Here is a 21662-nt window from a genome sequence, read left to right as displayed (position 1 = left end):
CGGGCCGAACGACGCGCTCGGCCGGATCCGAATGACCGCTCGGCGGGCCAGTCGCCGAGGCGTATTCGCAGGTCATGGTTTCGAGGTCGGGACCGTGTCGCGGAGAAATGCGTGCGTCAGCAGAACCGATTGACGGTCTCTGGGGTCGCGCCCAGCATGGGAGACCAACGGTCGTGCGGGAGGAGCCGATGCATGGTTGATCGAATCGCAGACATCTGGGGTACGCGCACCCCGTACGCGCGTGAGGAGCAGTGGCCGAGCCGCGTCGACCAGAAACTGTCCGCCGAGCTCACTGATTCCGATGTCGATGAGTGGGTGCAGTCGGCCTGCGTGCTGTGCAGCAACGGCTGTGCCTGTGACATCGCCGTCAAGGACGGCGAGATGGTCGGCGTCCGGGGGCGAGAGACCGATGCGGTCAACCGCGGTCGGCTCGGCCCCAAGGGCCTGTTCGCGAGTTGGCAGGGGATGCGGAATCGGGCCCGACTGACACAGCCGCTCATCCGTGAGAACGGAGAGCTGGTGCCCACCGACTGGGAGACCGCGATGAGTCGGATCGTCGGACGCAGCACCGAACTGCTCGACGAGGTCGGTCCCCTCAGCCACGGCTTCTACACATCCGGCCAACTCTTCCTCGAGGAGTACTACGCCCTCGGAGTCATCGGCAAGGCCGGTCTGGGAACGCCGCATATGGACGGAAACACTCGCCTGTGCACGGCGACGGCCGCCGCGGCGATGAAGGAGAGCTTCGGCTCCGACGGGCAGCCGGGCTGCTATGAGGACATCGACTGCTGCGATGCGGTCTTCCTCTACGGACACAATATGGCCGAGACGCAGACGGTGCTGTGGGCGCGAGTGCTCGACCGGCTGACCGGTGCTGACCGTCCGGCACTCGTATGCATCGATCCGCGACGCACCGAGGTCGCCGATCATGCCGACGTCCACCTCGCGGTGCGTCCGGGAACGAATCTCGCCCTGATGAATGCTCTGGTGCGAGAGCTCTTCGTCAACGACTGGATCGACCGCGACTACATCGAGGAGCACACGCTCGGAGTCGAGGAGCTGCGCCGGGCCGTCGACGAGTGGACGCCGGAGAGAGCCGCCGAGGTGTGCGCAGTCGCGGCCGAGGACATCCGACGGGCCGCACAGATCTTCGGCACCTCGCAGCGTGTGCTCTCGACCGTGTTGCAGGGTTTCTATCAGGCTTCGCAGGCGACAGCTGCCTCCTGCCAGGTCAACAATCTCCATCTGCTGCGCGGCAAGCTCGGCACGCCGGGCAACGGGGTGCTGCAGATGAACGGCCAGCCCACGGCGCAGAACACTCGGGAGACCGGAGCCGACGGGGACCTGCCGGGCTTCCGGAACTGGGAGAACCCCGATCACATCGCCGAACTCGCGAAGCTCTGGGACGTCGACACCGATACGATCCCCCACTGGGCTCCGCCGACCCATGCGATGCAGATCTTCCGCTACGCCGAGCAGGGAAGCATCAAGCTCCTCTGGGTCTCGGCGACCAACCCCGCCGTGTCGATGCCCGAGGCCGAGCGCATCCGACGCATATTGGCCGAATCCGGCCTCTTCCTCGTCGTGCAGGACCTCTACCTCACCGAGACCGCCCGCTTCGCCGACGTCGTGCTGCCGGCGGCGGGGTGGGGTGAGAAGCAGGGCACCTTCACGAACGTCGACCGCACCGTCCACCTCGCCGACAAGGCCGTCGATCCGCCCGGCGAAGCGCGCAGCGATTTCGAGATCTTCCTCGACTACGCCACGCGGATGGGACTGTCGACCAAGAGCGGTCGGCCTCTCCTCGACTGGGAGACTCCCGAGGACGCCTTCGAAGCGTGGAAGGAATGCTCGCGCGGTCGGCTCTGCGACTACACGGGGATCACCTATGACCGTCTGCGGGGAGGCAGCGGGATCCCCTGGCCCTGCAACGAGGAGCACCCCGACGGACGGCGGCGGCTCTACGAGGACGGCTGCTTCTCGACCGGTTTCGAGGAGTGTGAGACCTTCGGCCACGATCTGCTCACCGGAGCGACCGTCGGACCGCTGAGATACCGCTCCATGGACCCTGCCGGCAGGGCGCTGCTCAAGACCGCCGAGTTCACCTCGGCGCCCGAGATCCCCGATGAGAGCTACCCTCTCCGCTTCACCACCGGGCGCACGGCCTATCACTTCCACACGCGCACGAAGACGGGGAGGAGCTCCCAGCTGCAGGGCGCCGCGCCCTCAGCCTGGGTCGAGATCTCCGAACACGATGCGCAGGCCTTCGGCATCGCCGAGGGCGACATCGTGCGAGTGGCCTCCCGCCGCGGTGAGATCCGCGTCCCGGCGCGAATCGGGTCTGTCAGCGACGGCACCGTATTCGCCCCCTTCCACTACGGCTACTGGGAGCGGCAGGAAGCAGGGGAGACTCGGCCGGAGGACGAGCCGACGGCTGCCAATGAGCTGACGCTCACGGAATGGGATCCTGTGTCCAAGCAGCCGCAGTTCAAAAATGCGGCAGTGCGCATCCAGAGAATCGCGGCCGGCAGCGGGCCGGCTCCTGCCCCGACGACGACGGCCTCGCGGCCGATCAGGCGTACATCCATGCCGCCGACCGTGGGCGGCGAGGACGGGCAGGCCGAGGAGCGGTTCCCCACCGACACCGTCAAGGAGGATGCGCTGTGAAGCTCCCTGTCTATCTCGGGATGGTCCGATCCGCGGAGTCGGTCCTCGCCTCATCGCTGCGGAAGATCGGTGATGGGCACGGCAGCGAACCGGACGTCTACTTCATCTGTCACACCCTCGCCGATCAATGCGAGGCGCACGAGCAGCTGCTGGCACCGATCGTCGATCGCTATGGAGAGCAGCCTGACGACGAGCCGGAGAGGCTTCACGCCGCCGAACTCGACGACACTCGCAGCGGTCCGCTCGGGCTGCTGCGTGACCTGCAGGACCTGCATCTGCTGACGACCTTCGTCGATTTCACCTACACCTTGGTGGAGCAGGCCGCCGCGGCGCTGCGCGATGATGAGCTGCTCGACGTCGTCGCCGACTGCGTGGGCGAGACCTCCACTCAGGCCGATTGGCTGCGGACGCGAGCGAAGCAAGCGGCGCCGCAGGCGCTCATCGCAGCCGAGTGACGGTCTGCGGATCGGTGACGGACTGGCCGACGACGGCGTTGAGGAATTCACACCCCCAGCGATGGGCGTCATGGTTCTCAACGGTTTCGACCATGGCGTCGATCCGGCGGCGCGCCTCCTCGTCGGACATGCTCAGCGCACCGGAGAGCGCCTTCCTGAGCCCATCGCCGTCGAAGGGGTTGACCATGATGGCGTGCTCGAGTTCCGCCGCCGCCCCGGCGAACTCGGAGAGCACCAGGACTCCGCCTCGGTGACGCCGTGCCGCGACGTATTCCTTCGCGGTGAGGCTCATCCCCTCGCGCAGAGGCGTGACGAGGAAGATGTCCGCGGCGGCGTAGACCATCGCCAGCGACTCCCGCGAATAGGCGCCGCAGTGGTAGTGCACTGCGGAGCTGTGCAGTGATCCGAAGCGGCCGTTGATGCGTCCGACGAGCTGCTCGGCCTCGTCACGCAGCTGCCGATCGGAGTCGACGTCATCGGAGGACATCGCGAACTGAACGAGACGCGTCTTCCGTGGGTCGATCTCTCCGGTTTCGAGGAGAACCTCGTAGGCGCGCAGCTGATTGAGCAGCCCGGTGGTGCAGTCGAGACGGTCGACACTGGCGATGAGGGTCTGCGGAGCTCCGAGCTCTCCTCTGAGCTTCCGCGCGCCCTGCAGCGTCCGGGGCGCCTCCGCCATGGCAGCGAGTGCACAGGGATCGATGGATTCCGGGTAGGCACCGACCACGGTGCCCGTGTCACTGGGATCGACGCCGGTGAAGCTGTATGCGGCTTCTCGAAAGCTCTTGACATCGGAACCGAGTTGGAAGCCGATCACGTCGGCGCCGAGCATGCCGCGAATGAGATCGTCGCGGCGCGGCAGCTGAGCGACGACCTCCGTCGCGGGAAAAGGGATGTGGTTGAAGAACCCGATGCGCACATCGGGGCGCCGCTGACGGATCATCGTGGGGATCAGCTGCAGCTGGAAGCCGTGCACCACGATGACCGCCCCGGGCGCGGCGAGTTCGATCGCCTGCTCGGCGATCCGCGCAGTGGCCGCGGAAAAGGCACTCCACGATGAGCTGCCGAACTGCGCTCTTCCGTTCCGACCGTGATAGGCAGGGCGGAGACGGTCCGCGACGAGCGACTCATAGCCTGCGGCATCCGAGCCCAGATCGACCGGCACAACCGTCATCCCGTCCGATTCCGAGGGTGTCCGCAGAGAGGATTCGGCACTGCACGGACCGATCCATGCGCCGTGGTTGAGTCGGACGAACGGCGACAGCGCCGCAGTGAGCCGTTCGGCTTCTGCGCATCGCGCTCTCTGCGCGTCCGCGACGGGCAGGTGCGCGGCGACGACGAGGAATGGATACGGCGCTTGGGGCGGCCTCATGAACACGGGTGTCCTCACGTGGATGGGAGGCCGGCTTCTTGACCCACCATCACCTTACGTCCTGGACGAAGGATGGGGTGCTGGCCGATGCCGCAGAGACAGTGCCCGCCTGGACTCGAGTGGACGCACAATACTCTCCTTCCGCAGGGAACGCCATGCCTTGTAGCCTTTGCACAGCCTGCTTAAACTTCCTGGCAATCGTGTGAACTGCGACCCAGGAGGTGGCCATGAGCAAGGACATCGAGCTCGGAACGATCAAGACGGACGTGCCCGCCAGATTGGACCGCCTGCCATGGGCGCGATTCCATTGGATGGTCGTCGTCGGCCTCGGCAGCGTATGGATCCTCGACGGCCTCGAGGTCACCATGGTCGGCAACGTCGCCGCCCGAATGACCGAAGAGGGCAGCGGCATCGACATGACGGCCGGACAGATCGGCACTGCCGGCGCACTCTATGTGCTCGGAGCCTGCGTCGGGGCGATCGTCTTCGGCCAGCTCACCGACAGATTCGGCCGCCGCAAGCTCTTCCTCATCACCCTCATCCTCTACCTCATCGCCACGGTCGCCACGGCCTTCTCCTTCGCGCCCTGGTACTTCTTCCTCGTCCGCTTCCTCACCGGAGCCGGCATCGGCGGAGAGTACGCTGCGGTGAATTCGGCCATCGACGAACTCATCCCGGCCCGGGTGCGCGGACGCATCGACCTCATCATCAACGGCTCCTACTGGTTGGGTGCCGCCGGCGGCGCCGCGACGACGCTGTTCTTCCTCAACACGGACATCCTGCCGAAGATGATCGGCTGGCGGCTCGCCTTCGCCGTCGGAATGCTGCTGGCGATCTTCGTCTTCGTCGTGCGCAAGAACGTCCCCGAGAGCCCGCGCTGGCTGTTCATCCACGGACAGAAGGATGAGGCCGAGCGCATCGTGGGTGAGATCGAAGACGATATCGAATCCGAGACTTCGCAGACCCTGCCGCCGGCGGAGAAGACCATCACCGTCCGGCAGCGGAAGACGATCACCTTCGTCGAGATCATGAAGGTCGCCTTCAAGATCTACCCGAAACGCGCCATCCTCTGCCTCGTCCTCTTCGTCGGACAGGCCTTCCTCTACAACGGCATCACGTTCAACCTCGGCACGATCTTCAACGGCTTCTACGGCGTCGCCGCCGCCACGGTGCCGATCTTCATCATCATCTGGTCGCTGAGCAACTTCGCCGGGCCGGTCATCCTCGGTCGGCTCTTCGACACGATCGGTCGCAAGCCGATGATTTCGTTCAGCTACCTCGGCTCGGCCGTCGTCGCCGTCGTCCTCGCCCTGGTCTTCAAAGGCGCAGTCGGCGGAGAGTGGCTGTTCCTCATCGTCCTCGTCGTCTGCTTCTTCCTCGCCTCCTCCGGCGCCAGCGCCGCCTACCTCACGGTCAGCGAGATCTTCCCGATGGAGACCCGCGCGCTGGCCATCGCGTTCTTCTACGCGATCGGCACCGCCGCCGGGGGTATCGCCGGACCGCTGCTGTTCGGCGGCATGATCGAATCCGGTGAGCGCTCACAGGTGGCTCTGGCGTTCTGCATCGGAGCAGGGGTGATGGCACTCGGGGGAATCGCCGAGCTGCTCTTCGGGGTCAAGGCCGAAGGCGCCGACCTCGAGGCCATCGCGCAGCCGCTCACAGCCGAGGACGCGGAGAAGCCCGAGGAGACCGAGAAGCCGGCGACGAGCGAACCCTCCGCACCCGGCGGAGCCGGTTCACCGAGCCGTCAGGGGGCCGGTTCCGAAGTCGCCTCCCGTGGCAGTCGCCTGCGCCCGGGTCCGGGATCCGCCGGTGTCTACGCTCCGTGGCCGTCGGTGTCCTCTCGCGATGTTCCGCCCGAGGTCTCGGCCAATGAGGTCAACGGCATCATCGACTTCGTCCGAGACATGGAACCCGTGGGAGACGTCGAACTCTTCCGCGCCATCGGAGCACGGAGATGGGGCCCGGGACGCTTCCGCGGAGCGGTGCGCGAAGCGATCCGGCACGGCGCCATCCGTCGCAATCGCCGAGGTCGCCTGGAATACCGTGGGGACGGTCCCCGTCCCACGGACGAGGCTGGTCCCGCCGATTCCGAACGAGGCCGCGCCGATCGCGACCATGGAGAAGGCGCTCCGGACGACAGGGGCTGATCCCGCCGCTCGTCGTATGCGTGGAGTCCTCTCAGCGCCGGCTCTTCGCAGCTCCGCTCACAGCTCCGGTTCGTTCGTGAGCGGAGCCCGCGGGGGCGGGGGAAGCATATCGATGAGTTCGTTGACCGCCTCGGCGAGGATGTCGTGCTGATAAGGCGTCATGAAGTACGCCTCGTGGAGGTAGGCGTCGAGTTCGTATTCGGTGAGCTCTCCGCCGAGGCTGACGTAGTGCAGCCACACTCCGGTGAGGGTCACATCCCAGAACTCGACCGCCTCCGCAAGCTTCCTTCTTCTCACGGCTGCGCGGTGATCCGGAAATGAGGCATCGGGAATGGCCTGAATGGGGTCCTGATCGTCCATTTCTCTGCTGGCTAGTCTCGAATGGTCCGCAACGGGTGATATGTCTTCCCGCTGCTCGGATGATCCGCGCGGACCGTTCTCATCTCAGACGCTTCTTCGGCCGCCTCGAATCTGCCTGAAGTCTATGTTCTGCTTCCCGACTGCGGCCAGAGGCAGGCGGAGACATGTCTGCCGCTTCTAAATCCCCGCGAACTCGCACGCACTGCCCCTTTCGCAGGTATTTTCGTGAGGCCCCGAATCCGGTATCGCATCCGTGGCACGTCCAATAGCGTGAGCGGATCGGAAACGGAACGAGGTGACGATGAGCGAATTCGGCATCGAAGAGGAATTCCTCCTCGTCGATCGGCATTCTCTTCTGCCTGCTCGAGCGAAGAGCAGCCTGCAGGAAGTCGAGGACGAGGTGGTTTCGAGCAGCGGAGAGGTCTGCGCCGAGTGGCTGCCCGGGCAGATCGAATTCGCCACTCCTGTGCTGGCCACCGCCGCCGAGGCGTTCGAATCGCTGCACACCTTTCGCCGTCGGCTGTCGGCAGCGGCTCAGTCGCGTGGGTTGCTCGCTGTCGGACTCGGTGCGGCACCTCAGATCCCCGAGGCCTCGCTGGGAGTCAGTGACGGCAGCCGCTACCGTGAGTTCGCGGAGCTGGCGCCCGCGATCGCGGCCGATCAGTACGTCAACGGCATGCATGTCCATGTCGACATCCCCGACAGGGAAGCGGGCGTGAGGGCACTCAACGGCCTGCGCAGGTGGATTCCGGTGCTCACAGCCCTGAGCGCGAATTCGCCCCTGTGGCGCGGAGCCGACAGCGGCTTCGCCAGCTGGCGCTCGATCCACTACCGACGGTGGGTCGTCTTCGGCATCCCGCCCCATTTTACGGATCTCGACGACTACGATGCGCAGGTCGCTGCTGCCCTGCGTTCGGACGTGGTGTTCGACGAGGCGACCCTGGGCTGGCTGGTCCGGCTCTCACCCAAGCACACGACCGTCGAGATCCGGACCTGTGACGTGCAGCTGGACACCGAGACCACTCTGACTCTCGCATTGCTCATCCGTGCGCTCGTGGACATCGCGATGGACGACCCGAGCGCGGACTCGGAACCTGCGAATCTGCTGGATATCGCCCATTGGCAGGCTGCACGCTTCGGTCTCACGGGGCCGTTGATGGATCCGGAGACGGGGATGAGCGCACCGGCCGCAGCAGTCGTCCGAAAGGTCTTCGAGCGCGCACAACCGGCCCTGCTGCGCACACACGACGCCGACCGCGTTCACCATGGACTCCGGCGTCTGCTCTGTCAGGGCACCGGCTCCGAGGAGCAGCGCGGGGCAATGGCAGGAAAGGGGGTATGGGGCCTGCTGGAATTCGCCGGACACAGATTGACAGCCACTTCTCAGGATGAGCCCGAGTACGATGCCGCGGCACTCCGGAGCGTTTCTGACCCCCCTTGACGGAACAGGGGTGGCTGAACAGATGATTGTGAAAAGGGCAGATTGCCCTTGGCTTCCGCGGAAGCCCGCAGATGCGGTCAGGAATCTGCGTCGGCCTCGGACGACAGGCGGAGACGAGTACCGGATGCCCTCGTCGCGAGGCGATTTCCCTCGAATCAGTGATCAGCACAGTGGAGCTGTACCCCATGGCATGGCAATCCCAACCCTGGGGCTGCAGCCTTCCAATTCCCATCTCGGCCCGTGCCCATCAGCACGGAGACGGAGGCAATGATGAACAACAAGATGAAACTCACCGGCCTGATACTGGCGGGCTATGTTCTCGGCAGAACCAAGAAGCTCGGTCTGGCTCTCACGGTCGCCTCGGCGGTCGCCGGAACGACTGCCGCGAAGAATCGCGACCAGCTGCTGGGCGGACTGAAGGATTTCGCTGATTCGTCGCCCGAGCTCAAGAGCCTCCAGGAGAAGATCACGGGTCGTCTGGCCGATTCCGGCAAGAGCGCGGCCAAAGCCATGGCGGCGAAGGGAGTCGACCAGCTCAGCGTCAAGCTCCAGGAGCAGACCGAGAAGATGAAGTCGACCCTCGACGATGCGGCCGACTCGCTCGATCCGGCCGTCGACGATTCCGAGGACGAGGACGAGGGCTCGCAGACGCAGGAGGACCAGGCGGACGAAGGTTCTCAGACCTCTGAGGACGAGGGCACTTCCGAGACCGCGGAAGCCGAAGCCGATCCGGAACCGCAGGAGCAGACGGAGGAGCCCCAGGCAGAGGAGGAGGCTCCGAAGAAACCGGCAGCCAAGCGCTCCTCGACAGGCAGCCGCTCCTCGAAGGGCACGCGTTCGTCGAAGTCCTCGACCGCTTCACGCGGCTCGCGCACGAAGTCGGGCGCCAAGCGCTCGACGACGTCGAAGAAAACGTCGACGTCTCGTTCCACCGCCAAGCCCGAGGAGGCCGGCGATGAGTGATGATTCGATTTTCGGAGGCCTCAAGCAGCAGGCCGGAGACTACGCCAAGACCTTGGGACGCAAGGCGATGAGTTCCGTCGGCGACAGGGTCGAGAAGATCGCAGACCGCCTCGACGGTGTGGGCGATACCCCTGCTCCCGCGGCTCAGGCCGGCGCCGAGGAGATCGCCGAAGGCAAGTCACCGGCGAAAGCGGCGATGTCTGCGGCGACGACCGGGATCAAGGACAAGATCAAGGGACTGTTCGGAGGCGGCTCGAGCGGCTCGGGCGGCTCCGGCGATTTCAAGTTCTCCAATATCGTGGAGACCGCCGAGGTCGGTGTCCCTCTGAGCGTGGCGTACAATGCCTTCACGATGTTCGAGGACTGGCCCGACTTCATGAAGAAGGTCGAGAACGTCGAACGCACCGATGACGTCACCCTGAGCATCAAGGGACAGGCCGTCTGGTCGCACCGGACCTGGGAAGCCACGATCACCGAACAGGTTCCCGATTCGCACATCGTCTGGGAATCGACGGGTGAGAAGGGCTATATCAGCGGCAGCATCTCCTTCCACGAAGTCGCTCCCAGACTGACCCGCATCATCGCGGTGGGCGAATACCACAAACAGGGCTTCATGGAAGGCGTCGGCGCTCTGTGGTTCACCGTGCCCCGGCGTTTCCGGCTCGAGCTGAAGTTCTTCGTTCATCACGTGATGAGGCAGATCATGCTCGACCCCGACAGCGTCGAAGGCTGGCGAGGTGAGATCCGCGACGGCGAACTCGTCACCTCCCATGAAGACGCCCTCGAAGAGGAGCAGTCCGAGGACGAAGAGTCCGAGGACCGCCCTGCGGAGGATGAGAGCGAACAGGACCAGCCCGCCGAGGACGAATCCGGCGAGGACGCACCCGCCGAGGACGAGGCGGAGGAGTCCGACGCCGAACCCGAAGACGCACCCGCCGAGGAGTACGAGGAGGAACCGGCAGAGGAATACGAGGACGAGGAACCGGCCGAGGCAGACGATGCGGAGCCCGCGGAGGACTTCGAAGAGGAGCCGGAAGCCGCTGACGAGTCCGAAGAGCCTGTGGAGTACGACGAATCCGAACTAGCCACCGAAGACGAAGAGGGACGCGGCTGAGCGTCCCCGACTGGGAAGTAGGCAAGGACAATGAGCACCAGCACAGTTGAACGTTCACGAGGCAGCTATGTCGACCGTCCGTCGTCGAGTTCGCTTGCGGACGTCATCGAGATCATCCTCGACAAGGGACTGGTCATCGATGCGTACGTGCGCGTCTCACTCGTCGGGATCGAGGTCCTCACCATCGATGCTCGCATCGTCATCGCCAGCGTGGACACCTATCTGCGCTTCGCCGAGGCGACGAACCGCCTCGATCTGACCCAACAGGGCGGTCGCGATCTGCCGGAGATGATGGGCGGAATGATGGAAGGCGGCTCCAAGGGCAAGACCCAGGGAGCTGTCGAAGGCATCAAGGACGCCCTTACCCCGGATGATGACGACTCCGATGAGAGTTCGAACCAGGAGAAAACGCGTCGCCGCACCAAGCGGCCGGCACGCAGCTCCTCGGAGTCCGAATGAGCGAAGAAGGCGCCCCCTCTGCAGACCGGTATCTGTATGGGATCGTGCTCGCCGATGCCGAGCTGCCGACCGGACCCGACGGCGTGCAGGGCAACGCCCTGACGGTCGTCGGGTCCGGGCCGGTGGCGGCAGTGGTGACCGAACTCGTGGATCCCGACATGCTGGGCACTCCCGAAGCGCTGCAGAACCACAGCGTCGTCCTCGACGAACTCGCCGAGAAGCAGCCGGTGCTGCCTCTGGCATTCGGCACTGTCGTCCCCGGAGAGACCGATATCGCCGATGAGGTGCTGGCTCCGCAGGCGGACGTCTTCGCCGAGGCACTCGGGCAGCTGTCGGGACTGTCGCAGTTCACCCTGAGGATCAGCTTCGATCGAGACGCGATACTGCGGGAGATCGTGCGCGGAAATCCCGAGGTGGCCGAGCTGAGGGAGAGGATCAGCGGCACGAGCGAAGACGAGACCCGGAACGAGCGCATTCGGCTCGGGGAGATCGTCGTCAAGACGATGGAGAACTGGAGGACGACGGAAGCTCCTCCGATCCTCGAACAGATCCGCTCCGTGGCCGAGGAGACCGCCATGCGCGAAGTCGGCCAGGCCGAGGACGTCGCCGAGGTGGCCGTGCTGATCCGCAAGGACACCTTGGACGAGTTCGACTCCGTCGTCGAAGGACTGGCGGAGGCGAACCAGGAGCGGATGAGGTTCCGGCTCGTCGGGCCCCAAGCGCCCTACGACTTCGTTCCCGAGATGTAGGTGAGGTCATGGGACTCCTGTCAGCAGTCTTCGGCGCCCCATTGGCACCTCTCAAGGGAACCGTCTGGGTCGCCGAACAGGTCAGAGGAGAGGCCGAGAAGCGCTATTTCGATCCCGGTGCCATCCGGCGTCAGCTGGAAGAGGTCGCCGAGGCTCGCGAGCGCGGATCGATCAGTGATGACGAAGCCGATGCCCTCGAGCGTGAGCTCGTCGGACGACTGCTCGAGGGCCGTCGGCGCAGAACCGAGGAGGACCGATGAGCGAAGAGCCCAGAGCAGACGAGAACTCTGCAGACGAGGCGGACACGACCGAGAAGCGCGCCCGCAAACCGAGTGAGAAGGAGAGCCGTGCGGAGGGAACATCCCGCCGACCGTCCGCTTCGGCTTCATCTTCACGCGAGAGGCCTGCATCGTCCTCAGCCAGGAAGAAGTCTGCGTCATCAGCCCGGGAGAAGTCTGCCTCGTCAGCCGGGGAGAAGCCGGAGGCATCCTCAGGCGAGAAGCCGAAATCGGCTTCGCCCTCGGAGAGTCGTTCTCAGGCCACGACCGGTAAGAGGATCTCTGCGGTCAAGGCCGTGAAGAAGGCGATCGAACAGTTCAGCACTCTCACCGGCAGGCCTCCGGAGTCCGTGGTCGGCACGCGGTGGAAGGACGACCACTGGTCCGTGCGCCTGGAGGTCGTCGAATCGCGACGCATCCCCGACAGTGCGGATCTGCTCGCCGAATACGAGGTCGAACTCGATGAGGACGGCGAACTCATGGCCTACGACAGAAAGGATCGCTACGTTCGCGGCCGGCCGAGCGAGTGACCGGAAGGGGCGATATGAGCATCATGAATCAGTCGAACGATGCGATGCAGCCGCAGCGCAGCCAGGAGGGCACGCTGCTGCACGTCGTGGAGACTCTGCTGGACAAGGGCCTGGTCCTCAACGCGGACATCATGGTCTCCGTGGCCGGCGTCGAGCTGCTGGGAATCCGGATCAGAGCCGCTCTCGCCTCCTTCGAAACCGCGGCCCGCTATGGGCTGGACTTCCCGGCCGGCACGGACCGGGACACCGTCGCATGGAAGGAAGCGGTCGAGCAGAAGGACACATGTCCCGAGTGCGGGAAGCGTTCCGAACTCGCCCAGCTGATGAACGACTACTGTCCCTGGTGCGGGTGGCAGAGCGCGCGCTCGAAGCGGATCGAGGCCGGGCAGTCAGCCCAATTGAACTCCGCGGATGACGGTGACACCTCCGCGGAGGAGTCCGCCGACTCCGCGGAGGAGACCGCGTCATCCTCCGAGGCAGCCGCCGCCTCGGCGGACGGTGCGGACCCAGCCGGCGACGACCGCTGAGGCGACCACATGACCGGAGACGCGATGCAGCCTACGCGCGACCCGCGTGCGACCCTGCCCGATCTCATCGAGGTGCTCCTCAACAAAGGGGTGCATCTCAATCTCGACCTCATCATCTCGGTCGCGGACATCCCGCTCATCGGAGTCAACCTGCGCGCGACGATCGCAGGCATCGAGACGATGCTCGAATACGGGATGATGCGTCAGTGGGACAGCGACACCCGCGAATGGGTGCAGAGAGCGGTCCGCACGCATCTGCCGATCGCCGACGACGAGGAGATCCTCGCGAAGATGGCCGGCGGGCACTATCAGGACAACTTCTACCGGACCTGGCGACCCGGCAGCGCTTATCTCACCTCGAAGCGTCTGATCATTCACCGGCGCGACCCGGCGGAGACTCTCTGGCAGGCGCGCCTGAACTCGATCGCCTCCGTCTCCGCCCTGCGCGAGTCCTCCATCGGAGGTGAAGAGCGCACTCGCATCCTCGTCCGACTCCAGGACGACAGCGAAGCGATCCTCTCGGCCCTCGAGCCCGACCGCCTCATCTCCCTGGTGCAGGCCCAGCTCGACCGTGCCGACGATACGGCGTCCTCGACTCCGGAGGCGAAGACGAGAGCGGACCGGCCCCTGCGTGAGGGCAGGATGTGGTTCCTCGAAACCATGGCGAGCGGAAGCACCTGGCGCGGCGGACAGGCGGCGCTGTCGAACACGGAGCTGACCTGGAGGTCCCCGATGGACGGGCGAGCCCGGGTGCGTATCTCGCCCGAGCAGCTGCAGGACATGCGCCGGGAGGAGCACAGCAACCCCACCGATGAGCCGCGGGTCCTCATCCTCGACACTGCGGACTCGACCATCACCCTGGCCGCGGACGACGCCGCCGCCTGGTCGACGGCACTCGAGGACTGGCAGACCGCGGCACTCGAGGACCGACAGTCGCCGGCGCTCGAGGCGACCACGCCGCCTGGCCGAAACCACGATGAACGTGCCGAAGAAGGAGCAGCATCATGGCGCTGAATGTCAATGAGGAGAGCCTCAAGCACGGGGTGCTCACCCTCGTCGTCACCCTCGTCGAGGTGATCCAGGAGGCCCTCGAGACCCAGGCCGTCAGGCGGATGGAAGGCGGGGACCTCACCGAGGACGAACAGAACCGCCTCGGCGAGGCTCTCCTCGAACTCGATGAAGCGATGGACCAGATCAAGGATCAGCACGGAATCACCGGGTCCGTCGAGGACCTGCACAACGGCCTCGACGACGTCGTCGATGAGGTCGTCGACAAGCTCATCAATCCGGCCAGATGGGCCGAGGAGAACGGAAAGGGCGTCGAATGAGCGAAGCGACGGAGATGCTCTACGTCTATGCCATCGTCCCCGGCGGCGACTACACCCCCGCCGTGACCGGCATCGACGGTTCCGAACTCCAGATCATCGGCCGAGAGGCGGGACCGAAGGCTGTGGTCCACCGGCACACCGCAGGCCCCTTCGACGGCCCCGACGAGGACGTGCGCAGGTGGGTGCTCGAACACAGCGAGGTCATCGATGACGCCTGGCAGTCCGCAGCGGCCATCCTCCCGGTCTCATTCAACGTCATCGTCCGCTCGGACCCCGACTCCGAGGCGACGGCGGCCGAACAGCTCCAGCACTGGCTCGACGACTCCGCCGACACACTCGGGAAGCGGCTGGAGGAGCTGCGCGACACGTCCGAGCTGCGCGTCGAAATCTCCCTGGACCGGGGCCTCCTCGAGGAGGTCGACGCAGAGGTCGGCGGGATGAAGGCGGAGATGGAGGGCCGTCCTGCAGGAGTGCGCAGACTGCTCGAGAAGCGCCTGGAGAAGACCGAGAAGGAGCTCGTCGACCGAGCCGCCGATGGCATCTATCCGGAGGTCAGGGCCAGGATCGCCTCCCACTGCCTCGACATCGAGGAGTATCGCTCGCCAAGCCGAGAACCCGGACTGACGCCGGTGCTCATGGCCTCCTGCCTGGTGCGGAGCACGGAGGTCACTGCGCTGGGAGCCGAGCTCACGGCGCTGCAGAAGGAGCAGCCCGCTCTGTCCATCCGCTTCCTCGGTCCCTGGCCGCCGTACTCCTTCGCCGACGTCTCCGTCAGCGACGACCGGGCATCGGCCACGCAGAACACAGACGCCTCAAGCACGGACGCATCGGAAACAGGCGCATCGACCACGAACCCACACGGGGAGAGAACATGAGAGTCGCAGTCATCGGAGCCACCGGGAACGTCGGCACGGCGATCCTCGAGGTCCTCGGCCGGACGCCCGAAGTCACCTCGGTGCTGGGGATCTCGAGAAGGATGCCCGACACCGAGGTCCAACCCTATGCCGGATGCGAATGGAGATCGATCGACGTCGCCGCCGCGAGCAGCGAGGCCACGGCCTGCCGCGAGCTCACGGAGGCGCTGACCGGGGCCGACGCCGTCATCCATCTGGCCTGGCTGATCCAGCCCAACAGCGACCGGGATCTGCTCCGGCGCGTCAACGTCGACGGCACCGCTCGTGTGACCGCGGCCGTGGCGGCGGCGGGCGTTCCGCATCTCGTCGTGGCCTCGTCGGTCGGCGCCTACTCTCCCGACGACAGCCTGGACAAGCGCGACGAGGAGTGGCCGACCGAGGGGATCCGCTCCTCCCACTACAGCGTGGACAAGGCCGCTCAGGAACGCGTGCTCGACAGCTTCTGCGCCGATCACCCCGAGGTCACGGTGACCCGGCTGCGCCCGGCGCTCATCTTCGGCGCCCCCGCAGCCTCGGAGATCCAACGCTACTTCCTGGGGACCTGGATGCCCGTGCAGCTGCTGCGAGCAGGCCGACTGCCGTTCCTGCCGCTGCCGGCGGGACTGCGCGGCGTCCAGGCCGTCCATTCCACGGACGTCGCACGCGCCTATGTGGCAGCCGTCGTCCACCGCCGTCCGGGAGCCTTCAACATCTGCGCCGATGATGTGCTCTATCCGAAGGATCTGGCCGAACTGCTCGACCACGGCAGACATATCCCGGTTCCCGACGGGGCAGTGCGGGCGGCTCTGGGCGTGGGACACAGCAGCTCCTTGGTTGCAGCCGATGAAGGCTGGCTCGACATGGGCCTGAACGTGCCGCTGATGGACAACGCACGAGCCCGTCACGAACTCGGCTGGGAGCCGGAATACAGCGCCATGGACGCCGCGCGCGAACTGCTCAAAGGCATGGCCGACGGCGAGGGCACCGCCTCCGTCCCGCTGCGTCCCCGCGATCCCGAGCAGCCGCGGCTGCGCACGAAGGACGGCAAGCACGAGCGGTCGGGAGCCGATCAGGAGCCCAGCGAGGTCGACATGGACCTCCTGGGCCTCTACCTCAGCGACCATTTCACCGGGGCCACCGCCGGGGCGGAGAGGATCGAACGGATGGCAGCCGACTTCGTCGATACGCCCGTCTTCGCAGCCCTGTCCGAACTCGCTGCGGAGATCCGCGGTGAGCACCTGTACGTCCAGTACCTCATCGACGAACTCGGACTCCGGCGACGCCCGCTCGCCGAGGCGGTGTCATGGGCGGGGGAGCGGGTCGGCAGACTCAAGAGCAACGGCTCGCTGCTCAAACGCTCGCCCATGACCCTGGTGCTCGAAGCGGAGCTGATGCGCAGCGCGGTCGTCGGCAAACTGGGGATGTGGCAGACGCTTGCGGACAATGCCGAGGCGCTCGGCCTGGAAACCGATCAGTTCAGTGAGCTGGCGCAGAAAGCAGAGCACCAGCGCGGTGTGCTCGACTCAGTGCACGAATACGCCCGGCGCCGAGCCTTCCGCACCGACAGCGATGTCTACGCCCACGACTCCGACAGCAGCCCGGTGAGAGACGAGCGGTGACGGCATGCGCCTGCAGCCGGCGGTGACGAGACACACTCAAAGCCAGCGGTGACGGCTCCAGGCAGGGACCGACAGCCTCTCAGCGCTCGGCGGCGGGCACGGGCTGGAGAACGACATCGGTGACGATCGGCACCTCGCGTCTGATCCGTGCTTCGATGTCCGCAAGGCACTCGAAGAGCGGTCCACTCGTCTCGCTTCCGGTGGTCTCGGCCCGACTCAGGCTGAGACGTGCGGTGACCACGAGCTGTTCGGGCCCCATGTGGAGAGTCTTGAGTTCGACCACCTGTGCCGTTGCGCCGTGCTCGATCGCCTCCGTGATCCGCCTGCGGTTGTCCGCTGTGGCTGATTCGCCCACGAGAAGGGACGTCGTCTCGACCGCGAGGAAGACGGCCACGGTGATGAGCAGCAGGCCGATCAGCGCGGTCCCCAGAGCGTCCCAGATCCCGTTGCCGGTGAGCAGAGTGGCGATGATCGCGGCGAGGGCGAAGGACAGTCCCGTGATCGCGGCCGTGTCCTCGAGGAGGACGACCGGCAGCTCCGGCGTCTTAGTTCCACGCAAGAAGGACAGCCAGCCACGGGAACGGACCCGGTTCGACTGCCGCACCGCGGTGCGCAGCGACAGCGACTCGGACACGATGGCACCGAGGAGGATGACGATCGGTGCCCACCACCATCGGTCGTCGAGAGGTTCGGGTTCGCGCCATTTCTCATACGCTTCGTAGAGGGCGAAGAGTCCACCGAGGCTGAAGAGCATGACCGAGACGAGGAACGAATAGATGTAGCGTTCCTGACCGTACCCGAACGGATGGCGGACATCAGCGGGCCTGCGCGCCCGCTTGCCGCCGATGAGCAGGAGAACCTGATTGCCCGAATCCGCAAGGGAGTGGACGGCTTCGGCCAGCATCGAGGAGGCCCCGGTGAGCAGGAACCCCGCGAATTTGAGCACGGCGATGGTGACGTTCGCAGCCAGCGCTGCCAACACCGCCCGTGTGCTTCCTTCCGCCACGGCAGGATCATCCCCTTTGGTCGAATTCGGTGTCCAGGCGCTGCCGGGAGCGCATCCCTTCCGAAGAGGGTGTCAGGGCATCAGCCCTCGACTCGTGCCCAGGCTCGATGCTCGCTCAGTCCGTCCTGCAGCTGCGAGAGTGCGGTCTCGACGTCGTCCGTGCAGTAGACTCCCGGGTCTTCGGGCTGGATGCCGTATTTCTCCAGCATGGTGCAGGAGCCGCCGCTGGCGGCGATGAACTTGAGATGACGCCAGGCCTCCGTGACGAGCAGGTCGACCTCCATCGTCAGGTCAGCACCGTCGGTGAAGTAGAAGGCATCGAGTTCGCTCGAGGACGCCGTCGTATATGTGCGTTCGATCGCGATGCTCCGCTCACCGGCGGTGATGCGTCCGCCCACCGGAGCGATGGTGATAGGGACCATTCCCGCCTCGGCGATGGTGTCGTAGGCGCGGAGCACCTGTTCCGGGTCGGTCTCGCTGCCGGTGACGATGCCGATCTTGCGGCCGTCGACCGGCCAGCGCTTCCCCACCTGAGACAGGGCCGGGCTGGGGCGGACGTCGCTGCGCGGCGCCGTCTCGGCCTCAGGGGGCTCGAGGCCCAGCCCCGCGGCGACCATACGAGCCAGCTCCGAGTCCACACGGGCGAGCACCGCGACCTCACGCGCTCGGATCGTCTCCTCGTAGCACTTGCCGAGCTCGAAGATGAACGCGTCGGCGAGGTGATCCTGCTCGACCGGGGTCAGGCTCAGCCAGAACATGCGAGGCTGCGAGTAGTGGTCATCGAAGGACTCCGGCGAACGGCGCTCCTTCTTCGCTGCGGGCACTTCCTGGGCGACCTCGACGAAGGTGTGCTCATCGGCCTTGTCGGCGGGGAAGGGGTTGCCGCCGTCGAGCGAATTCGGACGGTACGGCGCGGCACCGCGGTGGTCGGCCGTCTGGTGCATCCCATCGCGGAACATGTCGTTGACCGGGCAGCGCGGCCGGTTGATCGGGATCTGCGAGAAGTTCGGCCCGCCGAGGCGGGTGAGCTGTGTGTCCAGATAGGAGAACAGCCGGCCCTGGAGCAGCGGATCGTCGGTGATGTCGATGCCCGGAACGAGGTGCCCGGGGTGGAAGGCCACCTGCTCGGTCTCGTCGAAGAAGTTGCTGGGATTGCGGTTGAGTGTGAGCATCCCCAGCGGCTGCACGGGAGCGAGCTCCTCGGGCACGATCTTCGTCGAGTCGAGCAGGTCGATGCCTTCGAACGTCTCGCCCGGATCGTCCGGGAACACCTGGACGCCGAGCTCCCACTGCGGGCACGCGCCCGCTTCGATCGCATCGGCGAGGTCCCGGCGATGGAAATCCGGATCGACGCCGTTGACCATCTGGGCCTCTTCCCAGATGAGCGAATGGACACCGGTCTTCGGCTTCCAGTGGAACTTCACCAGCGAGGTCTCTCCGGCGGAGTTCTCGACTCGGAAGGTGTGGATGCCGAAGCCCTCCATCATCCGGTAGGAGCGGGGGATCCCGCGGTCGGACATCTGCCACATCGTGTGATGGGTCGCCTCGGTGTGCAGGGATACGAAGTCCCAGAACGTGTCATGCGCGCTCTGAGCCTGGGGGATCTCGCGGTCGGGGTGGGGCTTGGCCGCATGGACGATGTCGGGGAACTTGATCGCATCCTGGATGAAGAACACCGGGATGTTGTTGCCGACGAGGTCGAAGACTCCGTCCTCGGTGTAGAACTTCGTGGCGAAGCCCCGGGTGTCACGCACGGCATCGGCTGATCCCCGTGATCCGACCACCGGGGAGAACCGGGTGAATACGTCGGTTTCGACATCGGGGGCGAGGAAGGCCGCCTTCGTGATGTTCGAGGCTGTGCCGTAGGAGACGAACGTGCCGTGAGCCGCTGAGCCGCGAGCATGGACGACACGCTCGGGGATGCGCTCATGGTCGAAGTGGGTGATCTTCTCCCGCAGATGGTGGTCCTGCAGCAGGGTCGGCCCGCGGGAGCCTGCCTTGAGCGAATGGTCCGTGTCGTAGAGCCGGGCGCCCTGAGCAGTGGTCAGCCAGCTGCCCTGCTGCGCCTGGTCCGCCTGGCTGTCACGACTGGGCGCCCCCGTCGGCGTGGTCGGCTTCGGCCCGCTCTGATCGGGCTTCGGCGGCAGAGGCTCTCGGGGTGCTGTGGGCTCCTCGAAGTCCGGAGTGCGGGAACCGGGCTTTCCGGGAACGATCGGTCGATCTTCTGAACTCACGATTTCTCCTCACTTCTGACAGGAACGCGGAACCGTCCCTGTGGTGGCATGTTCTGACGGTAGAGGCGCTTCCCGAACGGCCGGCACCCCTTGTGTCGGAGCGGGAGGCGAACTATCATTTCGCGCTCGGATCGAGGACGACCTTGATGCAGCCGTCCAACTTCTGCTGAAACATCGCATAGGCCTCGGGCGCAGAATCGAGGGGGAGCCGGTGGGTGACGAGATCATCGACGCCCAGCGGATCCTCGGGGCTCTCGACCAAGGGCAGGAGGTCGTCGGTCCAACTGAGCACATTGCACTGGCCCATCCGCAGTTGGATCTGCTTGTCGAAGAGGGTGAGCAGCGGCATCGGCGACAGAGCTCCGCCGTAGACCCCGCTGAGGGAGAGCGTTCCGCCCCGACGGACGAGATCGATCGCCGCGTGCAGGACCGCAGTCCTGTCGATTCCGCTGGTCTCCATGATCTTCCGCGCCGCGGGAGGCGGCAGCAGACCGGCCGCCTGCTGAGCCGCCGAGGCCAATGGAGAGCCATGTGCTTCCATTCCGACGGCGTCGACCACCGCGTCCGGTCCGCGACCGGAGGTGGCGTCGCGAATCGCCGCGTGCGCGTCCTCGTCGAAGTCGAAGACCTCGACGCCGTGGCGAGCGGCCATGTCACGACGCTCGGGGACCGGGTCGAGGGCGAAGACCTTCGCGCCGAGGTGTCTGCCGATGCGGGCAGCGAACTGCCCGACCGGACCCAGGCCGTAGACGCCCAGCGAATCACCTTCCCCGATCCCGGCGTACTTCACCGCTTGCCACGCTGTGGGAAGGATGTCGCTGAGGAAGAGGTAGCGGTGATCGGGCAGTTCCGTGCCGACCCTGAGCGGACCGACATCGGCGTACGGGACGCGGAGGTACTCTGCCTGCCCGCCGGGAACAGAGCCGTAGAGCCGGGAGTAGCCGAACAGCTGCGCACCGGAACCGTACTGTCTCACCTGCGTTGTCTCACACTGGGTCTGCAGCCCCTGTTCGCACATCCAACAGTGACCGCAGGAGATGGGGAACGGCACGACCACCCGGTCATCGACGGACAGACCCGATTCGGGGCCGGCCTCGACGACCCGCCCCATCGCCTCATGTCCGATGATGTCCCCACGGTCCATGAAGGGCCCCAGCACCTCGTAGAGGTGGAGGTCGGAGCCGCAGATGGCGGTCGATGTGACTTCGATGATCGCATCATTGGCCTTGTGCCGGATCGGATCGTCGACCGTCTCCACCGAGATGTCTCTCTTGCCTTGCCAGGTGACTGCGCGCATTGCCTTCTCTCCTTCTCGATCGACAGTGAGACGCCGGCGGGAGCCATCCGCCGACCCTCTTCCTCGTCGGTCGTGTCTGAGTAGACAGCGTGGCAAAGTGCACTGCCGGTGTCAGCGTCCGCACGAGACTCATACTTCATCGCCGCTGAGTCGACGGGCAGTTGTCCGAGCCGGCGATTCGGCACGGATACAGCCCCGCCCGGGACCCGGACGGCAACAT

Annotated in this window: 20 protein-coding genes; 15 read left to right on the top strand and 5 right to left on the bottom strand. The window is 65.8% G+C overall.

All coding sequences use genetic code 11. The features are described from left to right. Positions 1–192: 192 nt before the first annotated feature. Positions 193–2667: a molybdopterin oxidoreductase family protein gene (locus tag IHE57_RS02905; protein ID WP_209323716.1), complete on the top strand. Its 2475-nt coding sequence runs from the start codon at positions 193–195 to the stop codon at positions 2665–2667. After that, positions 2664–3122, top strand: coding sequence for a hypothetical protein (locus tag IHE57_RS02900; protein ID WP_209323715.1), 459 nt, complete (start codon positions 2664–2666; stop codon positions 3120–3122). Before IHE57_RS02905 ends, IHE57_RS02900 begins: the two co-directional genes overlap by 4 nt. Here the strand turns inward: IHE57_RS02900 and IHE57_RS02895 are convergent. Beyond that, on the bottom strand, positions 3106–4494 hold the full coding sequence (locus IHE57_RS02895; protein WP_209323714.1) for an alpha,alpha-trehalose-phosphate synthase (UDP-forming): 1389 nt from the start codon (positions 4492–4494) through the stop codon (positions 3106–3108). The two genes, IHE57_RS02900 and IHE57_RS02895, sit on opposite strands and share 17 nt — an antisense overlap. Positions 4495–4721: 227 nt before the next feature. Between IHE57_RS02895 and IHE57_RS02890 the strand changes: the two genes are divergently transcribed. Next, a complete protein-coding gene (locus IHE57_RS02890) occupies positions 4722–6644 on the top strand; it encodes an MFS transporter (protein WP_209323713.1) in 1923 nt (640 codons plus the stop codon). A 57-nt stretch (positions 6645–6701) separates the two neighbouring features. On the opposite strand, the gene IHE57_RS02885 is transcribed toward IHE57_RS02890, so the two are convergent. After that, a complete protein-coding gene (locus IHE57_RS02885; RefSeq protein WP_209323712.1) occupies positions 6702–7004 on the bottom strand; it encodes a hypothetical protein in 303 nt (100 codons plus the stop codon). 301 nt (positions 7005–7305) lie between these two features. On the opposite strand from IHE57_RS02885, the gene IHE57_RS02880 reads away from it, so the two are divergent. The 12 genes from IHE57_RS02880 (at position 7306) to IHE57_RS02825 (ending at position 16905) form a co-directional block, all read left to right on the top strand. Then, complete coding sequence (locus IHE57_RS02880) at positions 7306–8445, top strand: carboxylate-amine ligase (protein ID WP_209323711.1); 1140 nt, start codon at positions 7306–7308, stop codon at positions 8443–8445. Between the two features lie 270 nt (positions 8446–8715). After that, on the top strand, positions 8716–9408 hold the full coding sequence (locus tag IHE57_RS02875) for a hypothetical protein (protein WP_209323710.1): 693 nt from the start codon (positions 8716–8718) through the stop codon (positions 9406–9408). Beyond that, positions 9401–10522 carry an SRPBCC family protein gene (locus IHE57_RS02870; protein ID WP_209323709.1) on the top strand — a complete coding sequence of 374 codons (1122 nt, stop codon included), beginning with the start codon at positions 9401–9403 and terminating at the stop codon, positions 10520–10522. The genes IHE57_RS02875 and IHE57_RS02870 overlap by 8 nt, the downstream gene beginning before the upstream one ends. A 30-nt stretch (positions 10523–10552) precedes the next feature. Beyond that, entirely contained in the window at positions 10553–10981 is a 429-nt protein-coding gene (gene gvpJ, locus IHE57_RS02865; protein ID WP_209323708.1) for a gas vesicle protein GvpJ, read from the top strand. Continuing rightward, on the top strand, positions 10978–11730 hold the full coding sequence (locus tag IHE57_RS02860) for a GvpL/GvpF family gas vesicle protein (protein ID WP_209323707.1): 753 nt from the start codon (positions 10978–10980) through the stop codon (positions 11728–11730). Before gvpJ ends, IHE57_RS02860 begins: the two co-directional genes overlap by 4 nt. Positions 11731–11738: 8 nt before the next feature. Further along, positions 11739–11990 carry a gas vesicle protein GvpG gene (locus IHE57_RS02855; protein ID WP_166822426.1) on the top strand — a complete coding sequence of 84 codons (252 nt, stop codon included), beginning with the start codon at positions 11739–11741 and terminating at the stop codon, positions 11988–11990. Then, entirely contained in the window at positions 11987–12538 is a 552-nt protein-coding gene (locus IHE57_RS02850; protein WP_209323706.1) for a gas vesicle protein GvpO, read from the top strand. The genes IHE57_RS02855 and IHE57_RS02850 overlap by 4 nt, the downstream gene beginning before the upstream one ends. A gap of 14 nt (positions 12539–12552) precedes the next feature. Further along, positions 12553–13065, top strand: a complete 513-nt coding sequence (locus IHE57_RS16520; RefSeq protein WP_281389044.1) for a gas vesicle protein — start codon at positions 12553–12555, stop codon at positions 13063–13065. Between the two features lie 9 nt (positions 13066–13074). After that, positions 13075–14079, top strand: coding sequence for a gas vesicle protein (locus tag IHE57_RS02840; RefSeq protein WP_209323705.1), 1005 nt, complete (start codon positions 13075–13077; stop codon positions 14077–14079). Continuing rightward, positions 14070–14393 carry a gas vesicle protein K gene (locus IHE57_RS02835; protein WP_209323704.1) on the top strand — a complete coding sequence of 108 codons (324 nt, stop codon included), beginning with the start codon at positions 14070–14072 and terminating at the stop codon, positions 14391–14393. Before IHE57_RS02840 ends, IHE57_RS02835 begins: the two co-directional genes overlap by 10 nt. Continuing rightward, the gene (locus IHE57_RS02830; protein WP_209323703.1) at positions 14390–15268 is read left to right on the top strand and encodes a GvpL/GvpF family gas vesicle protein; all 879 of its coding nucleotides are present in this window, start codon (positions 14390–14392) and stop codon (positions 15266–15268) included. Before IHE57_RS02835 ends, IHE57_RS02830 begins: the two co-directional genes overlap by 4 nt. Then, complete coding sequence (locus IHE57_RS02825; RefSeq protein ID WP_209323702.1) at positions 15265–16905, top strand: NAD-dependent epimerase/dehydratase family protein; 1641 nt, start codon at positions 15265–15267, stop codon at positions 16903–16905. Before IHE57_RS02830 ends, IHE57_RS02825 begins: the two co-directional genes overlap by 4 nt. Before the next feature lie 79 nt (positions 16906–16984). On the opposite strand, the gene IHE57_RS02820 is transcribed toward IHE57_RS02825, so the two are convergent. The 3 genes from IHE57_RS02820 to IHE57_RS02810 form a co-directional block, all read right to left on the bottom strand. Continuing rightward, on the bottom strand, positions 16985–17911 hold the full coding sequence (locus tag IHE57_RS02820; RefSeq protein WP_209370681.1) for a cation diffusion facilitator family transporter: 927 nt from the start codon (positions 17909–17911) through the stop codon (positions 16985–16987). A gap of 80 nt (positions 17912–17991) precedes the next feature. Next, positions 17992–20145, bottom strand: coding sequence for a catalase (locus tag IHE57_RS02815; protein WP_209323700.1), 2154 nt, complete (start codon positions 20143–20145; stop codon positions 17992–17994). A 115-nt stretch (positions 20146–20260) separates the two neighbouring features. Then, positions 20261–21442, bottom strand: a complete 1182-nt coding sequence (locus IHE57_RS02810) for a zinc-dependent alcohol dehydrogenase (RefSeq protein WP_209323699.1) — start codon at positions 21440–21442, stop codon at positions 20261–20263. Positions 21443–21662 lie beyond the last annotated feature (220 nt).

The sequence above is a fragment of the Brevibacterium renqingii genome (assembly GCF_017808105.1).
In the GTDB taxonomy this organism is placed as follows: domain Bacteria; phylum Actinomycetota; class Actinomycetes; order Actinomycetales; family Brevibacteriaceae; genus Brevibacterium; species Brevibacterium renqingii.
Note: the sequence above shows the minus strand (reverse complement) of the source record. Positions and strands in the feature narration are given on the sequence as shown.

Bases quoted from the DNA above. Each gene is read 5' to 3' on its own strand.
- IHE57_RS02880 (WP_209323711.1), top strand. From the start codon at position 7,306: ATGAGCGAATTCGGCATCGAAGAGGAATTCCTCCTCGTCGATCGGCAT.
- IHE57_RS02810 (WP_209323699.1), bottom strand. From the start codon at position 21,442: ATGCGCGCAGTCACCTGGCAAGGCAAGAGAGACATCTCGGTGGAGACG.
- IHE57_RS16520 (WP_281389044.1), top strand. From the start codon at position 12,553: ATGAGCATCATGAATCAGTCGAACGATGCGATGCAGCCGCAGCGCAGC.
- IHE57_RS02870 (WP_209323709.1), top strand. From the start codon at position 9,401: ATGAGTGATGATTCGATTTTCGGAGGCCTCAAGCAGCAGGCCGGAGAC.
- IHE57_RS02835 (WP_209323704.1), top strand. From the start codon at position 14,070: ATGGCGCTGAATGTCAATGAGGAGAGCCTCAAGCACGGGGTGCTCACC.
- IHE57_RS02905 (WP_209323716.1), top strand. From the start codon at position 193: ATGGTTGATCGAATCGCAGACATCTGGGGTACGCGCACCCCGTACGCG.
- IHE57_RS02895 (WP_209323714.1), bottom strand. From the start codon at position 4,494: ATGAGGCCGCCCCAAGCGCCGTATCCATTCCTCGTCGTCGCCGCGCAC.
- IHE57_RS02885 (WP_209323712.1), bottom strand. From the start codon at position 7,004: ATGGACGATCAGGACCCCATTCAGGCCATTCCCGATGCCTCATTTCCG.
- gvpJ (WP_209323708.1), top strand. From the start codon at position 10,553: ATGAGCACCAGCACAGTTGAACGTTCACGAGGCAGCTATGTCGACCGT.
- IHE57_RS02860 (WP_209323707.1), top strand. From the start codon at position 10,978: ATGAGCGAAGAAGGCGCCCCCTCTGCAGACCGGTATCTGTATGGGATC.
- IHE57_RS02855 (WP_166822426.1), top strand. From the start codon at position 11,739: ATGGGACTCCTGTCAGCAGTCTTCGGCGCCCCATTGGCACCTCTCAAG.
- IHE57_RS02850 (WP_209323706.1), top strand. From the start codon at position 11,987: ATGAGCGAAGAGCCCAGAGCAGACGAGAACTCTGCAGACGAGGCGGAC.
- IHE57_RS02840 (WP_209323705.1), top strand. From the start codon at position 13,075: ATGACCGGAGACGCGATGCAGCCTACGCGCGACCCGCGTGCGACCCTG.
- IHE57_RS02890 (WP_209323713.1), top strand. From the start codon at position 4,722: ATGAGCAAGGACATCGAGCTCGGAACGATCAAGACGGACGTGCCCGCC.
- IHE57_RS02830 (WP_209323703.1), top strand. From the start codon at position 14,390: ATGAGCGAAGCGACGGAGATGCTCTACGTCTATGCCATCGTCCCCGGC.
- IHE57_RS02825 (WP_209323702.1), top strand. From the start codon at position 15,265: ATGAGAGTCGCAGTCATCGGAGCCACCGGGAACGTCGGCACGGCGATC.
- IHE57_RS02875 (WP_209323710.1), top strand. From the start codon at position 8,716: ATGAACAACAAGATGAAACTCACCGGCCTGATACTGGCGGGCTATGTT.